Genomic DNA, 14,744 nt, shown 5'->3' on the forward strand with positions numbered 1-14,744 from the left:
CATCGGGTGTGGCTCGGGGCTGACAAGAAGGAGTTCGAGGCTTTCCTCGACTCCGCTTCTGTTTACTGGCGCAAGAACCTGGGGTCCACGCCGTCCCAGAGCTACATCGTCGTCGAGGTGTTCCACCAGGACATCAGGGTGGCCATGCGCAACCTGGCGTTCGCGAACGCGATCCGCCGGATCGTGCCCGCCCAGTTGGTGGTGGTGACCGGCGTCGAGGAGATGTGGCACGAGGCGCTCTGGACCGAGTTCGACGTGAAGCTGGTCGAGCAGATCGCGGAGGCTTACGGGGCCAGCCAGGTCATCGACCTCTACCGCCTTGTCGAGGGGCCGGCCAACTCCGCCACGCCGGGCGCGGTGCCGGTGACGCTCTTCGGGCGGCAGTTGACGCCGGGCGACCCGATCAGCGAGGAGACCCTGGCGGAGTTCGTCAGCGCCACCTACTGCCGGGTGACCAAGCGCCCCCGGCCGCCCGAGAATCCCGCCGCCGACCCGCGTTACCGGCGGCGGCAGGCGCTGGCCCGATCGATCTCGTCGGCCTACGACGCGCTGCTCGGTGGCGGATCCGTCGTGGCCCTGGTGACCAGCCACGTCGACTACGATCACTGGGGCCTGGCGGTGGACTCCGCCCGGCGGGCCGGCGTGCCGATCGTGCACACCCAGCAGACCGGCTGCCTCAAGGCGTACGCCCTCTATCCCGAGACCGACACCGGTCAGCACACCTTCCGGGGCGAGCTGACGCACCACATCGGCAGCTTCTTCGAGCAGCGGGTGTGGTCGCGGCGGGCCGAGGTGCGACGCAACGCGGAGCTGGTCGCCTGGCGGTCGAAGGTCAACCTGGGCCGGCCGAGCTGGTGGCGCGGTGGCGCCAGCGCCTCGGTCGACATCACCAACAGCGACGAGCGGGCGCGGTTGCGTACCCACTTCGCGGCGAGCCTGGGCTTCGATCCGTCGCGGCCGATCGTGGCGGTCTTCAACCACGCCGTCTCCGACGCGCCCGGCACCAACCACCAGTCCTTCCCCACGCTGGCCGACTGGTTCGAGGAGACGGCGCAGTTCGCCAGCACCGCCACCGAGGTGCAGTGGTTGTTCCAGGATCATCCGAGCCAGTTCCGCTACGACAGCACCGACTTCTTCGACGCGGTGGCCCGGCGCTACGGGCGGCACCGGCACATGGTGTTCCAGCCCAGCAAGGATCTGAGCAAGAACGGCCTGTGGAGCCTCGTCGACTTCGGCGTGACCGTGCGCGGCAGCGTGAGCAACGAGCTTCCCGCGTACGGCATCCCGGTGCTCCAGGCGGGGTGGTCCGAGTGGAGCGAGTGCGGGCTCTCGACCGTGGTCAACGACCCGGAGACCTACTGGAAGGCCCTCGACTCCGCGATCACCGCCATGCTGAACGGTGAGGAGATCATCTCGGCCGAGCAGGTCGAGCGGGCCCGGCTGTGGCTCTGGTTCTACCGCAGCGCCACCGACCTCTTCACGCCCCAGGTGCCGCACTGGGAGGTCTGGCCCGCCGACTACCTGCTGCGATCGGTGCGGACCGCGTTCCGGCACATCGAGAGCGACGCCGATCCGCTGTTCGAGGCCGTGGAACGGATGTGGACCCGGCGGGAGCCGGTGTTGACCCGCACGGACCTCCGGGTGCCCGGAGATGTCCGGTGAGCCCGTTTCAACCCGGAACACGCGGCGCGTCGACCTTGCCCTCTCCCGAGGCGCAAGGGGAGGTTGGGAAGGGGCCGGCGATGGCGATCGGCGCATGGTTCGCCACCGAGTTCGACGATCCGGTCCCGTCGCGCGACCTGCCCGCGACGTTCACCTCCGGCAGCGACCCGCAGGTGCTGGTGGTCGAGAAGGTGGCCCGGGGCGTCGCGATCGTGGGACGGGTCCAGGACGCGTCCGGCACGGTCGTGCTGAAGGTACGCACCGACGGCCGTCCGGTCCGCGTCCGGGTGAATCTCCACGTCGACGGCGCCTCGCAGGGCGCCTGGTCCCGCGTCGCCGCACCGAACCGGGGCGTGCGCGAGCTGCCGCGCCTGGTCATGGTCCGGGCCCAGGGCACCGCCCGGGCCGCTGCCCTGATCAGCCGCCAGCGGGGTCGGTTGCGGATGGTGGAGGCGCACGCCTGGGTGGAGTTCGACCTGCGCGCCGAGGAGGTGGGCGCGGACGGTCTGCTGATCGTCGAGGTTGCGGACGCCGCGTTGCCGCAGTGGGCGGCCGTATCGCTCAGCCCGCTGGCGGCGATCGGCGTACGCATCAACCAGGTCGAGGTCGTCGCGATCGGGGACGTCGGCGAGGGGAGGGAATCGGGTCGCCTCACCGGCGCGCCCGCGCAGCTCGCCGGCCTGGTCAGCGCCGGCGGGCTGGTCGGCGCTCGGGGCCGTGGCGAGGGTCCCGCCCGGTCGAGGTTCGTCGTGGTCAATGCGGGCCACACCGCGGTCCGGTGCCGGTTGCGCACCACGACCGCCTCGGCGCCCCCGGCCGCGATTCGCCAGCCCAACCAGGCCTGGCTGCGCCGCAAGAAGGGGCAGACCGTGCTGAAGGCCTTCCGGGTGGCCCAGCGCGGGGCGGGCTATGCGCTGTTCGAGGCGTCGCCGTTCACCCGGCCGCCCCACCCGGACGACGTGGTGGTGCGCGCCGCGAGCCTCCTCGACGGCACCGACTGCCCGGTGAGCGCGACGGCACTGGCGGGGGACGCGCTCGACGTGGTGATCGAGCGTACGGCCCCGGGACCTGTGCTGATCGGGCTGGCCGAGCCCGAGGTGACGGCGATGCGGCGACGGGTCTCCGAACTCGTCTGCCAGGTCGTCGAGTTGGAGTGGTGATCGTTGACTGACCTCACGTGCCACGACCTGGTGCTCACCGACGACGCGGCGGCCAACCGGGGCGCTATCGAGCGGCTACTGGCCGCCCAAACGGGCGGGACGATCCGCCTGCCGGCGGGCACCTTCCCGCTGGACCGAGGAGTCGTCCTCGGATCCGGCTGGACCCTGGCCGGCGCGGCGCCCGGCGACGGGCCGGCGACGACCTGGCTGACCTCGTCCGCGCCGGACGGCCAGCCCATCGTCCATGTGCTCGGCTCACGGGTGACGATCCAGGACATCGGTTTCCGCCCACCGCCGTGCGCGCCCGGCGAGCACGGCGGCGACCTGGGCACCGCGATCACCATCGGAAAATATCTCTACCCGGCCGAAGCGGAGTGGATCGAGGGGATCCAGCTCCGGCGCGTCCAGGTGGAACGCCGCGACGCCCGCGACGCCAACTGCATCGCGGTGGTCGGCGCGGTCCGCGACATCGCCATCTCGGACGTGTCGATCGTGGGTGGTTGCACCGGCATCGCCGTGCACTGGGGCGCGGTCGGCGACAGCGTCAGCTCGATCACCGGCCCGTCCTACCACCCGCACCATCTGCGCATCTCCGACCTGCGCGTCTCCGACGCCTTCGAGGGCTTCTACCTCAGCTCGGTGCATGACGTCGAGGTGGACCGGGTCTGCCTGTCGGAGGTCGAGATCGGTTTCCGGCTGCTGCCGGGCGACAACACGGACCGGTTCCACTCGGCGAACGGCAGCTCCGTCGGCGAGCGGATCCGGGTGTCGCGGGCCTGCGTGTCCTGGAACGGCCCGCTGTACGCGATGCGGATCGCGGGCTGGGGCCGCAGCGAGATCGACCACTCGATCCGGGTGCTCGAATACCAGGACGTGGTGGTGGAGGACTGCACCCTGGTGCCGCTGCCGCTGGCCGCGACCGGCTCCGGCGATTCGCGGCGGTCGCGTTCGCCCGTCGTGGTCGAGCAGGCGTCCGGGGTGCTCCTGGACGCGATCCGGGTCGACCTGCGCGGTCCTTCGCGTACCGGATCGGACTGCTGCTCGCTGCGGAGCACCGGCCCCGCCAGTCCTGTTGCCGTTCGCTAACCGATCACCCGGGCCAGCTCGGTGCGGATGGAAGATACGCAGCCCGCGACTTCCCTGATGGTGCTACCTCGCCGCGGGCGGGAGACAGCACCATCCCCGAAACTGCGCGGATCTTCGGGGCGCGGTGGCGAAGCCCCGGTCGGCGGGGCAGCGGTGGCGCCGCCGACCCGCCGACCGGGCAACGTCAGAGGCTGGTGCAGAGCGTGCCGTTGAGCCGGAACACGGTCGGCACCACGTTCGGCCCGCTGTACGCGCCGACGAAGCCCACGCTCGTGCTGGCCCCGCCGGCGAGCTGGCGGTTGTCGTCGTTGCCGGTGACCCGGACGCCGGTGCCGACCTGCTCCCAGTTCGCGCTCCAGCCGCTGCTCACCTGCTGCCAGGTCGTCGGCCAGGTCCAGGTCAGCGTCCAGCCGTTGATCGGGCTCGTGGCGTTGTTGACGATGTCGACGGTGGCCACGTAGCCGTTGCCCCAGTCGGTGGTGTTGGTGAAGCGGACGCTGCACGTGCTGCTGGCCGGGCTGCCGGTGGTGAAGGTGAGCGGCGGCGACGCCCAGGAGACCCGGCCCGCGGTGTCCCGGGTCAGCACGTTGACGGTGTACCGGCTGCCGGGGTCGAGGTTGCCGACCGTGAGGGTGCTGCCCGAGGTCTCGCCGAGTTGCTCGCTGACCGCGCCGTTCTGCCGGTACACCTCGTACTTGGCGATCGGGCTGGCCCCCCGGGTGGCCGCCGGCCAGGAGATCGTCGCGGTCCGGTCGGTGACGCCGGTGGCGGTGGGCTGGCCGGGCGCGCCGGGCTGGCCGGTCACCACGGTGGCCGGGCGGACCACGAGCGTGGTGAGCGAGTACGGCGGCAGCGTACGGCTGGTGGCGCTGCCGCTCTGGCCGGCGGCGATGGCGGCGGCGCCGTTGGTGTGGGTGTAGACCCGCGGCGCGGCGGCCGACGGCGTGAAGCCGGCGTAGTCGATGGTGACCGGGTGGGCGTGGTCCGGGTCCCGGTTCACCAGCAGCACCGCGACCTCCCCGTTGGCCCGGCGTACCGCGTGCGCGCCAACCAGCGGCTGATCCGAGCCGGCACGGATGAACTGGTCGCCGGTCTGCGCGAAGAGGCTCATCATGGACAGCCCGTGGTACGACGCGAACGGTGTGTTCAGCGGCGGCTCGCAGACCGAGCCGTCGGAGGTGCAGGTGCCGCTGGAGAACATGCCGTAGTCGCCGTAGTCGGTCTGCCCGGCCACGGTGGACACCGTGCCGATCCCGTTGCGCACGTTCCACCACTGCACGGTGAAGACACCGTTGGCCAGCAGCCCGCTGTACGCGTCGGCCAGGAACAGCGCGGCCGGCTGGCTGGTCATGCCACCGGAGGTGACGTTCAGCTCGGTGAGGCTGATGCCGATGCGGGCGGCGTTCGGTCCGGCGTACCGGGCGATCTGCTGCCGGAGCAGGTGGATCGCGTCGTCGATGTGGCTGGTGCGCGGCAGCGACTCGGCGGCGGTGCCGCCCGGGTACCAGTGCACGTCGACGAAGTCGATCTTCGGCCCGGCGATGGTGAGCACGGTCTGGTTCCACGGGCCCGGGTCGTTGCCGGCGGTCAGCCCGTCCGGCCAGTTCGCCGGCATGGTCAGCACCGCGCCGACCTTGATGGTGGGGTCGACGGCCTTCATCGCGTCGGCGTACTCGACCACCAGGTTCGCGTAGTAGGTCGCGCTCTTGTCCGGGTGGTGGTCGGCCTCCCAGGCCGACCCGTAGTGGCCGTTGCCGTAGTTCTCGTTGCCGACCGTCCAGTACCGGGCACCGTACCTCTTGGTCACGTTGGCGTACCGCACCCAGTCGGCGGCCTCGGCGGGTGTGCCGGTGCCGTAGTTCGCGATGATCATCGGCTGGGCGCCGGTCCGCCGTACGCCGGCCATGAAGGTGTCGAAGTCGGTGCCCGGCGCGACGTAGCCGCCGGGCGCGGTGTGGTCGCGCCAGTGGTAGATGTCGGCGTACGAGCCGCCCGGGTAGCGCAGCATCTGCACGCCCGCGGCGCGGAGCAGGTCCGACGTCTCGACGCTGCCCAGCTGGGAGTCCCAGATGGCGTGGTTGATGCCGAGTGCGGTGTCGGGCACGGTGGCCAACCCGGCCCGCGTGTTCACGGTCACGGTCACCGGCGCGGTGGCCGCGCCGACGCTCGGCTGGTTGATGCCGACCAGGATGCCCGTGGCGAGCAGCAGGCCCGTCACCAGCGCGGCGCGGCCGCGCCGGGACGGCCGCGATGCCGGGATGTGGCGGCGACCGGAGGTGCTCGGATCTCTCATGGTTGTTTCCTTCGTTGGTCACGGCGGAGTTCGCCCGACCCGGGTCCCCGATGGCGGGTCCTCGGCGGCGCAAGGGACACCCGGACGGTTCAGGCCACCTGCCGTCGCCCCCCGGGGACCGTGCCGGTCCCGGTTGCCCTTGGGCGACGGTCACTCACGCGCGTGACAACGCATCGAGGCACAAGAATCCCACAGCGCTCGGGACGACTCAACGGCGCGCACGAATAGTAAGGTTTGTGAACAGTTGGTGTACGATGATGTCCGTCGATGCGCGGTGCGGCCGTCGACACCCCGTTCCCGATGGAAAGGAGTGATCACATGTCGAGATTGCGCGCCCTGGCCGCGCTCGCGACGCTGACCCTCGCCGGCACCCTGCTGGCGGTCATCCCGTCGACCCCCGCCTCCGCCGCCGCCTGCGCGACCCCCTGGCAGTCCTCGGCGGTCTACACCGGAGGCATGCAGGTCTCCCACAACGGGCGCAACTACCAGGCGAAGTGGTGGACGCAGAGCGAGGCCCCGCCGGGCACCACGGGGGTCTGGCAGGATCTCGGCGCCTGCGACGGCGGCAACCCGCCGCCGGGCGGCAGCTGTAGCCACCCGAACTGGGCCGCCGGCACCTGGTACCCGGCCGGCAGCATCGTGCGCTACACCAACGGCCAGTACTACATCGCCAAGCACGACAATCCCGGCTACGACCCGATCATCAGCACCTGGTACTGGGACCCGTACAGCTGCGGCGGCACGCCGCCCACCACCAACCCGCCGACCAACCCCGGTGGCTTCGTGGTCAGCGAGGCCCAGTTCCAGCAGATGTTCCCGGGCCGGAACTCCTTCTACACCTACTCGGGTCTGGTCGCCGCGCTCAGCGCGTACCCGGCGTTTTCCCGCACCGGCAGCGCCACCGTGCAACGCCAGGAGGCCGCCGCCTTCCTGGCCAACGTCTACCACGAGACCGGCGGGCTGGTGCACATCGTGGAGCAGAACACCGCCAACTACCCGCACTACTGCGACTACGGTCAGCCCTACGGCTGCCCGGCCGGCCAGGCCGCCTACTACGGGCGCGGGCCGATCCAGTTGAGCTGGAACTTCAACTACAACGCCGCCGGCAACGCGCTCGGACTGCCGCTGCTGACCAACCCCTGGCTGGTGCAGAACGACGCCTCGGTGGCCTGGAAGACGGCGATCTGGTACTGGATGACGCAGAACGGCCCCGGCACGATGACCGCGCACAACGCGATGGTCAACGGCGCCGGGTTCGGCCAGACCATCCGCAGCATCAACGGCTCGATCGAGTGCAACGGTGGCAATCCCACCCAGGTACAGAGTCGGGTCACCCGGTACCAGCAGTTCGTCGGCATCCTCGGCGTACCCGCCGGGGCGAACCTCTACTGCTGAGGCCGCGCCGACCGGCGTCGCCGCACCCCGGCGACGCCGGTCAGGCCAGCTTCGGCGTGGCCCGGTCGATGATCGCGGCGAAGTCGACCCCGGCCGGCAGGGTGCCGTACGCGTGGCCGCGGTCACCGCCGAGCCGGGAGGCGCAGAAGGCGTCGGCGACGGCCGGATGCCCGTGGCGCACCAGCAGCGCCCCCTGCAACACCAGGGCCAGTTGCTCGACCACCCGCCGGGCCCGCACCTCCGGTTCGGCCGGATCGGCGAGGGCGGCCTCGACCTGGCGTACCGCGGCGTCCAGTCGCGGGTCGGCGCCGGCGGCGGCGTCCACCTCGGCGCGGAACGCCGCCAATACCTCGGGCTGGCCGGTGAGCGCGCGCAGCACGTCCAGCGCGGCCACGTTGCCGGAACCCTCCCAGATCGAGTTCAGCGGCGACTCGCGGAACAGCCGGGGCATGCCGGACTCCTCGACGTAGCCGTTGCCACCCAGGCACTCCAGCGCCTCGGCGGCGTGCCCCGGCCAGCGCTTGCACACCCAGTACTTGCCGACCGCGAGGGCGATCCGCTTGAACGCGGTCTCGGCCGCGTCGCCCCGGGCGGACCGGTCGGTCGCCCCGGCGAGCCGCATCATGAGTACGGTCGCCGCCTCGGACTCCACGGCCAGGTCGGCCAGCACGTTGCGCATCAGCGGCTGGTCGGCGAGGTACCGGCCGAACGCGCGCCGGTGGGCGGCGTGGTGCGCGGCGGTGAGGACGCCCTGGCGCATCCCGGCCGCCGCGCCGACGACGCAGTCCAGCCGGGTCAGGTTGACCATGTCGATGATGGTGCGGACGCCCCGCCCCTCCGCCCCGACCGGCCAGGCCACCGCGTCGTCGTACTCGACCTCGGCGGAGGCGTTGGAGCGGTTGCCGAGCTTCTCCTTCAGCCGCATCAACCGCATCGGGTTGCGGCTGCCGTCGGGAAGCACCCGCGGGACCAGGAAGCAGGTGAGCCCGCCCGGCGCCTGGGCCAGGGTGAGGAAGAGGTCGCACATCGGCGCGGAGGTGAACCACTTGTGCCCGACCAGCCGGTAGCTGCCGTCGGGCTGCGGGTGCGCGGCGGTGGTGTTGGCCCGCACGTCGGATCCGCCCTGTTTCTCCGTCATCGACATGCCGGCCAGCAGCCCCTGCTTGGCCAGCGGCACCCGCAGCCCGAAGTCGTACGCCCCGGCGGTGAGCAGCGGCTCGTACCGCGCGGCCAGCTCCGGGGCGTGCCGCAGCGCCGGCACCGAGGCGTAGGTCATCGAGATCGGACAGCCGTGGCCGGCGTCGGGACGCCAGGTGTAGAACTTGGCGGCCCGGGCCACGTGCACACCGACCCGGTCGTCCGCCCACGGCGCGGCGTGCAGGCCGTGCCCGACGGCGGTCCGCATCAGTTCGTGCCAGGACGGGTGGAACTCCACCTCGTCGATCCGGTGACCGTAGCGGTCGTGGGTACGCAGCACCGGCGGGTGTTCGTTGGCCAGCCGGCCGTGCTCGACGGCCTGCTCGCTGCCGGCCAGCCGACCCAGCTCGTGCAGCTCGGCGGTGGCCCAGCCGGCGCCCTCGCGGGCCAGCGCGTCGAGCAGGGCCGGGTCGTCCGCGGCGTCGTGGCCGACCAGCGGGGGAACCTGGTTGAACACCTCGTGTGTGGTCACGGCGAAACTCCCAACGCGCGGGTGGATGAGGGCGGTCCGGCCAGCGATCGGCCTCAGTTCAGCGGCTTGGCGAACCAGTGGTGGGCGTACGGATTGGTGTTGTAGCGCGGGATCTCCTGGTAGCCCGCGCTGCGGTAGAGACGCATCGCCTCGGTGAGGCTCCGGTTGGTGTCCAGCCGTACGCTGCCGGCCCCCGCGGCGGCGGCGTGCCGCTCCAGTTCGTCCAGCAGCCGCCGGCCGACGCCGAGCCCACGCACCGACCCGGAGACCCAGAGGCGCTTGATCTCGGCGGGTTCGCCGGGTTGCAGCCGCAGCGCCCCGCACCCCACCGCCTCGGTCGCGACGGTGGCGACCAGGAACAGCCCGGCCGGGGGTACGAGTTCGCTCTCCTCGATGCTGCTGCCGGCCGGGTCGAAGCCGGCGTCGAAGCGCTCGGCGAGTTCCCGCACGTACGCCCGCAGGCAGGCACGGGCACGCGGATCAGCCGGATGGCAGGGGCCGATGGTGACCAGCGAGGCCATGAGCAGGCGCTCCACCTCGGCCATGGCGGTGGTGAGCCGGGTGCGCTGGCCGGTGCTGAGCGGTGCCAGCACCGACCAGGCGAACTCGTCGGACCTGCCGTCGAGCAGGTCCCACTCGGCCCGGCCGGCGTCGGTGAGGCGGGCGGTCCGCACCCGTCCGTCCCCCGCGCCGGGCCCCACCACGACGAGCCCCTCGCCCTCCAGCGTCCGCAGCAGCCGGCTGAGGTAGCCGGCGTCGAGGTCCAGCCGGGTCCGCAGGGCGGCGACCTCGGCACCGGCCGGGCCGATCTCCCACAGCAGGCGGGACTGCGCCAGGGGCCGGTCCCGGGCGAGGTAACTGTCGTCCAGTGCGCCGACGCGCTGGGTCACCGTGCGGTTGAAGCGCCGCACCACGTCGACCAGTCCGCGATTCATGATTACTGACTATAGTCAGGTATTCCATCGCGCAGCCGCACGGCCCCGGCCCGCCGGAAGGAGAGGCCGCGGGCGGGCTTCGGTGGGTCAGGTGGATCGCTGGCGGAGCGCGGAGGAGTTCAGGGCCGCGAGTGCGGCGGCGGCGAGCACGGCCGCGCAGCCGTACAGCACCGCCGGGGCGTGGACGACGTCGGCGAGCCAGCCGAGCGCGTTGGTGGTCAGCAGCAGCGGCAGGCTCTGCGCGAGCACGAGCACGGACTGCACCCGGGCCAGGTGGGTGACCGGTGTGGCGGCCAGGATCAGCGGGCCGACATGGGTGGCGAAGATGCCGGAGCCGACGCCGATCGCCGCCCCGGCCGCCGCCGCCCAGCGCGGCGGCCCGCCGACCGCCAACGCGGTCACGCCGGCGGCGGCCACCAGCAGGCCGGCGGCGGCCGCCACGCCCGGCCGGGCCGACGCGCCGCGCAGCAGCACCGTCAACGCGACGACTGCCGTGCCCAGCGCCACCGCCGCGACGACCGCGCCGGTGGCCTGCGCCGACCACACCCGTTCCCGGGCCAGCAGCGGCACGAGCAGCGACGAGACCGGGAGCAGAAACCCGGCGGCGACGCCGGTCACCAGCAGCGCGGGCCGCAGCACGGACTCCGACGCGGCGAGCCGCAGCCCGTCCAGCGCGGCCCGCCACACCGACGGCGCCGGGCGAGCTACCTCGCCAGGGTCAGACCGGCTCTCGCTGGGGTCGACAGGGCCGGCCGCGCGAAGGCGCAGGAGCAGCAGGACCGCCAGCATCACCAGGAAGCTCGCGGCATTGACCAGGGCCACCCCGGCCAGCCCGGCCGCGGCCAGGATCGGGCCGCCCAGCGACGGCCCGGCGAACACGGCCAGTTGGCCGGCCATCTGGCGGGCCGACATCGCCCGGGCCAGCGCGGCGGGCGGCACCAGGCGTCGGGGCATCGAGCCCGCGCTGGGCAGGTAGAAGGCGTCCACGATGCCGATGGCGAGGGCGGTGAGCAGCAGCGGCAACCGCGGATCGGCAACCGACCACACGGCGACGGCCAGCGCCACGGTGACCACGACCATCGCCGCGTCCGAGATGATCATTACCAGCCAGGCGCCGACCCGGTCGGCCACCGCACCACCCACCAGCAACAGCAGGACCCGGGGCAGGTTTATCGCGGTGAGCACCAGGGCGGCGAAGCCTCCCCCCTGCCCGGCCGCCACCCAGGCCATCGCGAACGCCATCGCCTGCACGCCGAACAGGGACAGCCCCGTGCCGCCCAGCCACGCCCAGTACGCGCCCGGCACCACCGTCCTGCTGCCGGCCACCGCCGCTGCCACCACGGAGTCTCCCCGCCCACCGCCGACCACCCCGGCCGGCGCCGGTGGGACGGCTCCGCTCGGGCTCTCGCGTCGAGCACTGTCCGGCCTCGACCGGGTCGAGGGTCAAGCCGCCAACGTTGCCGGACACCGCGCTAGTCGGCCAGCTCGGTGCGCGGGAGCAGGTCGGGCGACCAGCCGAAGCGGTAGCGGGGAGCGGCCACCCCCTGGGCGAAGGCCGCCGCCACGGCCGGGGAGCTGACGATCCGCCAGTCCTGTTCCTTGGTCACCTCGAACCAGATGAGGCCGATGATGTCCTCGTGCTGTGGCAGCAACCGGAACGTCTCGGTGATCCATTCGGCCTTGCGACCACCGGTGTCGGAGGCACCGGTCTCGGTGATGACCAGCGGCTTGTCGCTGAAGGTGCGGATCTCCCTGCTGGTGTCCTTGAAGATCGCGTCGAAGGACCGGTACTTCGAGAAGGCCCCCATGCCGTAGTAGCCCGAGAGCCCCACCCAGTCGACGTACTCGTCGCCGGGGTAGAGCCCGGCGAGTTTCGGGGTCGAGCCGTCCCATCTGGCGTTCGGGCTCCACACCCAGATGACGTTGCTGGCTCCGGCGGCCTCGAACAGGTCGTGCACGTGACGCCAGGCCCGGACGTAGTCGCCGGGTCTGTTGCCGTTGGCCGTCTCACACCACGGGTACCAGTTGCCGTTCATCTCGTGCGCGAACCGGATCGCCACCGGGTGGTCGAGCGCCCCGATCCCCTCGGCCCAGGAGAGCAGGTAGTCGTCGAAGTCGCCGCGCGCGATGTGGGACAACCGGTAGTCGGGCTGGTGGGAACGGATCCGGTCGATCGTCCGGCGGGCGGCCCCCTGCTCGCGGGCCTTCTCGTCCAGCCGGTAGTCCCACGGCTCCCAGGCCAGCATCGGCAGCATGCCGCGACCGCTGATCTCGTCGAAGAGCGCCCGGTCGAAGGTGTCGGTCGCCCAGCCGGAGCTGAAGAGCATGACCTGCGGCTGGTGTCCCGCCGCGGCGGTGAAGTCGGCGACCGGCGTGAAGTCGTACGGACCCTCCTTGGTCGCGACACCGATGAAGACCTTCTCCGCCGGTGGGAAGACCTCCGGCGGGCGGGACGAGGGGCTCGGCTCGACCGCGGCGGCCGAGGGTTGGGTGGTGGTGTGTTCCGGCTTGCCGGCGGCGCGCTCCGGCCTGCCGGCCGTGGTCCGCGGCGCGATGGCGAAGGCATAGGTCAGCAGCAGCACGCCGACCAGCGCCATCGTCACCCGTGGCACGGTCAGCCTCGCCATGGCACACCCGCCTCCGCGGCCACCCGTGTGGTCGGCCGGCCGCGTTCCTCGCTGCCGGCGCGGGCGGCGATCAGGGCCGGTTCGGTGCCCCGCTCGGCACGGGCCAGGATGCTCGACCCGACCGCGATCAGCGGTGGGCCGAGGCCGGTCAGCAGGGTCAGCAGCGGCCAGACCCGGAGCGGGGTGAGATCGTGGTCCAGCGCGAAGCTCGCGGCGAGCAGGCCGGCGGCGAAGGCCGCCCAGCAGAGGTGCAGGCGGAAGGTGCCGAGCGACTCGGTGCTGCGCAGCGCGCCCTTGGCCGTCACCACGAACCCGAGCCTGCGCCGCAGCAGCGCGCCGATGCCGGCGGCGAGGTAGATGGGGCCGGCGAAGAGCGCCAAGGCCATGCCGACCAGGCCGATCTCCTCCCGTTCGTGCGCCGCGATGTTGAACCGGCGCAGCCAGAGCCAGAGCGCGAACCAGGTGCCGATGGTCGTGCCCCACAGCGCCGACCAGACGGTGACGTCGAGCTGGGCCGCGCTCACGCCGGTGAGCAGGTACATGGCCGTGGCGACGTTGCCCAGCAGCAGGCTGACCGCCACGCTCGGGTAGTAGAACTGGAGCAGGCGGTACTGCCAGCGCCGTCGGGACCGCAGTTCGCGCGGCGCGCCCAGCTCGCGGCGGAGCAGGATCTCGCAGATGCCGGCCGCCCACCGCCGCTGCTGGTTGAAGTAGTCGGCCCAGGACGTCGGGCCCTCCCCGATGGCCACCACGTCCGGGGTGTAGACGCCCTTCCACTGGTTGCCGGTCTGCGGGTTGGCCGCGGCGTGGACCCGGATGCTGGTCAGGTGGTCCTCGATGATCGAGTCCTGGTAGCCGCCGACGCTGCGCCACGCCGCCGGCCGGTAGAGGTGGCCGGTCCCGGTGAGCAGCGGCGCGTCGAGGCCGTTACCGCCGCGCGCGATGAGTCCGTTGTAGAGGTACTGCTGGACCGACGCGCCGTGCGCGACCAGGTTCTGGTGCATGTTGCCGTAGACCTGCGGCGTCACCACGAAGGCGACATCCGGGTCACGGAAGTAGCCGAGGGTGCGTTCCAGGAAGTTCGCCAGCGGTACGTGATCCGGGTCGACGTTGGCGACCACGTCGTACCGGTGCTCGTGCTCGGCCCGCCAGGCGTTGTGGTTTCCCGACTTGGTCCGGGCCCGGAACTCGCCGCTGGGCTGGTTGTACTCCGCTCGGCCCCGGCGGCTGAAGTGCCGCACCCCGAGCCGCGCGGCCATCTCCCGTACCGCCGGGTCGTCTCCCTCGTCGAGGATCCAGACGTCGACCTGGCCGCAGTAGACGATCTGCCGCAGCCTGCGCAGGGTCCGCTCGGCGACGTCGAGCGGCTCCCTGCTCGGCACGATCGTGGTCAGCAGGGCCACCCGGAGCCCGACCGGCGGGTCGACCGGCACCGGGTCCCGGGCGTGGTACGCGAACACCCAGATGACCATGTTCTGCGCGAGGCGGATCAGCTCGACGCCGACGACCACGCAGAAGCCCAGCCGGGCCGCCGTGGTCTGCCAGCTGCCGAGCCCGGCCACCCCGGATCCGGGGACGTGGCCGGGGAGCAGCAGCCAGCCGACGAGCGACAGCCCGGCCGCGCTGTTGACCAGGACGAGCAGCGTCAGGGTCAGCCGTGCCGCGGGCGAGAGGACGTGGCGGAACTCGACCGCCGCCTGCGGGCTCCGCGGCGCGACCAGCGGGCCGGCGATCGCCCCGCACTTCGCGTACGCGAGGCGGGCCCTGATGTTGCGCTGACGACGGTCCGGGCGGGTATCGGCCGCGACGCCCACGTTGCCCCCAAGGGTGTGAATCCTGCCCGCCACGAAGCCGGACACGGCTGATCCTAGGTAGGCAATTCACCCATACATCACTAATTGCCGGATTTACTCAAAG

At 72.2% G+C, this 14,744-nt stretch carries 10 protein-coding genes; 4 read left to right on the forward strand and 6 right to left on the reverse strand.

Annotated features, from left to right (window positions below):
- Nucleotides 1-6 precede the first annotated feature (6 nt).
- The 3 genes from ACQPYA_RS17225 (at nt 7) to ACQPYA_RS17235 (ending at nt 3,908) form a co-directional block, all read left to right on the forward strand.
- Nucleotides 7-1,662 (forward strand): hypothetical protein, encoded by a 1,656-nt coding sequence (locus ACQPYA_RS17225; RefSeq protein WP_433528106.1) that lies wholly within the window; start codon nt 7-9, stop codon nt 1,660-1,662.
- Between the two features lie 80 nt (nt 1,663-1,742).
- The gene (locus tag ACQPYA_RS17230; protein ID WP_433528107.1) at nt 1,743-2,822 is read left to right on the forward strand and encodes a hypothetical protein; all 1,080 of its coding nucleotides are present in this window, start codon (nt 1,743-1,745) and stop codon (nt 2,820-2,822) included.
- Between the two features lie 3 nt (nt 2,823-2,825).
- Nucleotides 2,826-3,908: a hypothetical protein gene (locus ACQPYA_RS17235; protein WP_433528108.1), complete on the forward strand. Its 1,083-nt coding sequence runs from the start codon at nt 2,826-2,828 to the stop codon at nt 3,906-3,908.
- Nucleotides 3,909-4,092: 184 nt separating this feature from the next.
- Here the strand turns inward: ACQPYA_RS17235 and ACQPYA_RS17240 are convergent, their stop codons facing one another.
- Nucleotides 4,093-6,201 (reverse strand): cellulose binding domain-containing protein, encoded by a 2,109-nt coding sequence (locus ACQPYA_RS17240; protein WP_433528109.1) that lies wholly within the window; start codon nt 6,199-6,201, stop codon nt 4,093-4,095.
- 318 nt (nt 6,202-6,519) lie between these two features.
- On the opposite strand from ACQPYA_RS17240, the gene ACQPYA_RS17245 reads away from it, so the two are divergent.
- Entirely contained in the window at nt 6,520-7,596 is a 1,077-nt protein-coding gene (locus tag ACQPYA_RS17245; RefSeq protein WP_433528110.1) for a glycoside hydrolase family 19 protein, read from the forward strand.
- Nucleotides 7,597-7,636: 40 nt separating this feature from the next.
- Here the strand turns inward: ACQPYA_RS17245 and ACQPYA_RS17250 are convergent, their stop codons facing one another.
- The 5 genes from ACQPYA_RS17250 to ACQPYA_RS17270 form a co-directional block, all read right to left on the reverse strand.
- Nucleotides 7,637-9,265 carry an acyl-CoA dehydrogenase family protein gene (locus ACQPYA_RS17250; RefSeq protein ID WP_433528111.1) on the reverse strand — a complete coding sequence of 543 codons (1,629 nt, stop codon included), beginning with the start codon at nt 9,263-9,265 and terminating at the stop codon, nt 7,637-7,639.
- A gap of 53 nt (nt 9,266-9,318) precedes the next feature.
- Nucleotides 9,319-10,200 carry a bifunctional helix-turn-helix transcriptional regulator/GNAT family N-acetyltransferase gene (locus ACQPYA_RS17255; protein ID WP_433528112.1) on the reverse strand — a complete coding sequence of 294 codons (882 nt, stop codon included), beginning with the start codon at nt 10,198-10,200 and terminating at the stop codon, nt 9,319-9,321.
- Nucleotides 10,201-10,287: 87 nt separating this feature from the next.
- Nucleotides 10,288-11,541 (reverse strand): MFS transporter, encoded by a 1,254-nt coding sequence (locus tag ACQPYA_RS17260; protein WP_433528113.1) that lies wholly within the window; start codon nt 11,539-11,541, stop codon nt 10,288-10,290.
- A gap of 131 nt (nt 11,542-11,672) precedes the next feature.
- Entirely contained in the window at nt 11,673-12,827 is a 1,155-nt protein-coding gene (locus tag ACQPYA_RS17265; protein WP_433528114.1) for a glycoside hydrolase family 26 protein, read from the reverse strand.
- Entirely contained in the window at nt 12,815-14,686 is a 1,872-nt protein-coding gene (locus ACQPYA_RS17270; protein WP_433528115.1) for a glycosyltransferase family 2 protein, read from the reverse strand. Before ACQPYA_RS17270 ends, ACQPYA_RS17265 begins: the two co-directional genes overlap by 13 nt.
- Between the last annotated feature and the right edge of the window lie 58 nt (nt 14,687-14,744).

Source organism: Micromonospora sp. CA-263727, from assembly GCF_050942455.1.
In the GTDB taxonomy this organism is placed as follows: Bacteria; Actinomycetota; Actinomycetes; order Mycobacteriales; family Micromonosporaceae; genus Micromonospora.

Bases quoted from the DNA above. Each gene is read 5' to 3' on its own strand.
- ACQPYA_RS17240 (WP_433528109.1), bottom strand. From the start codon at position 6,201: ATGAGAGATCCGAGCACCTCCGGTCGCCGCCACATCCCGGCATCGCGG.
- ACQPYA_RS17230 (WP_433528107.1), top strand. From the start codon at position 1,743: ATGGCGATCGGCGCATGGTTCGCCACCGAGTTCGACGATCCGGTCCCG.
- ACQPYA_RS17265 (WP_433528114.1), bottom strand. From the start codon at position 12,827: ATGGCGAGGCTGACCGTGCCACGGGTGACGATGGCGCTGGTCGGCGTG.
- ACQPYA_RS17255 (WP_433528112.1), bottom strand. From the start codon at position 10,200: ATGAATCGCGGACTGGTCGACGTGGTGCGGCGCTTCAACCGCACGGTG.
- ACQPYA_RS17245 (WP_433528110.1), top strand. From the start codon at position 6,520: ATGTCGAGATTGCGCGCCCTGGCCGCGCTCGCGACGCTGACCCTCGCC.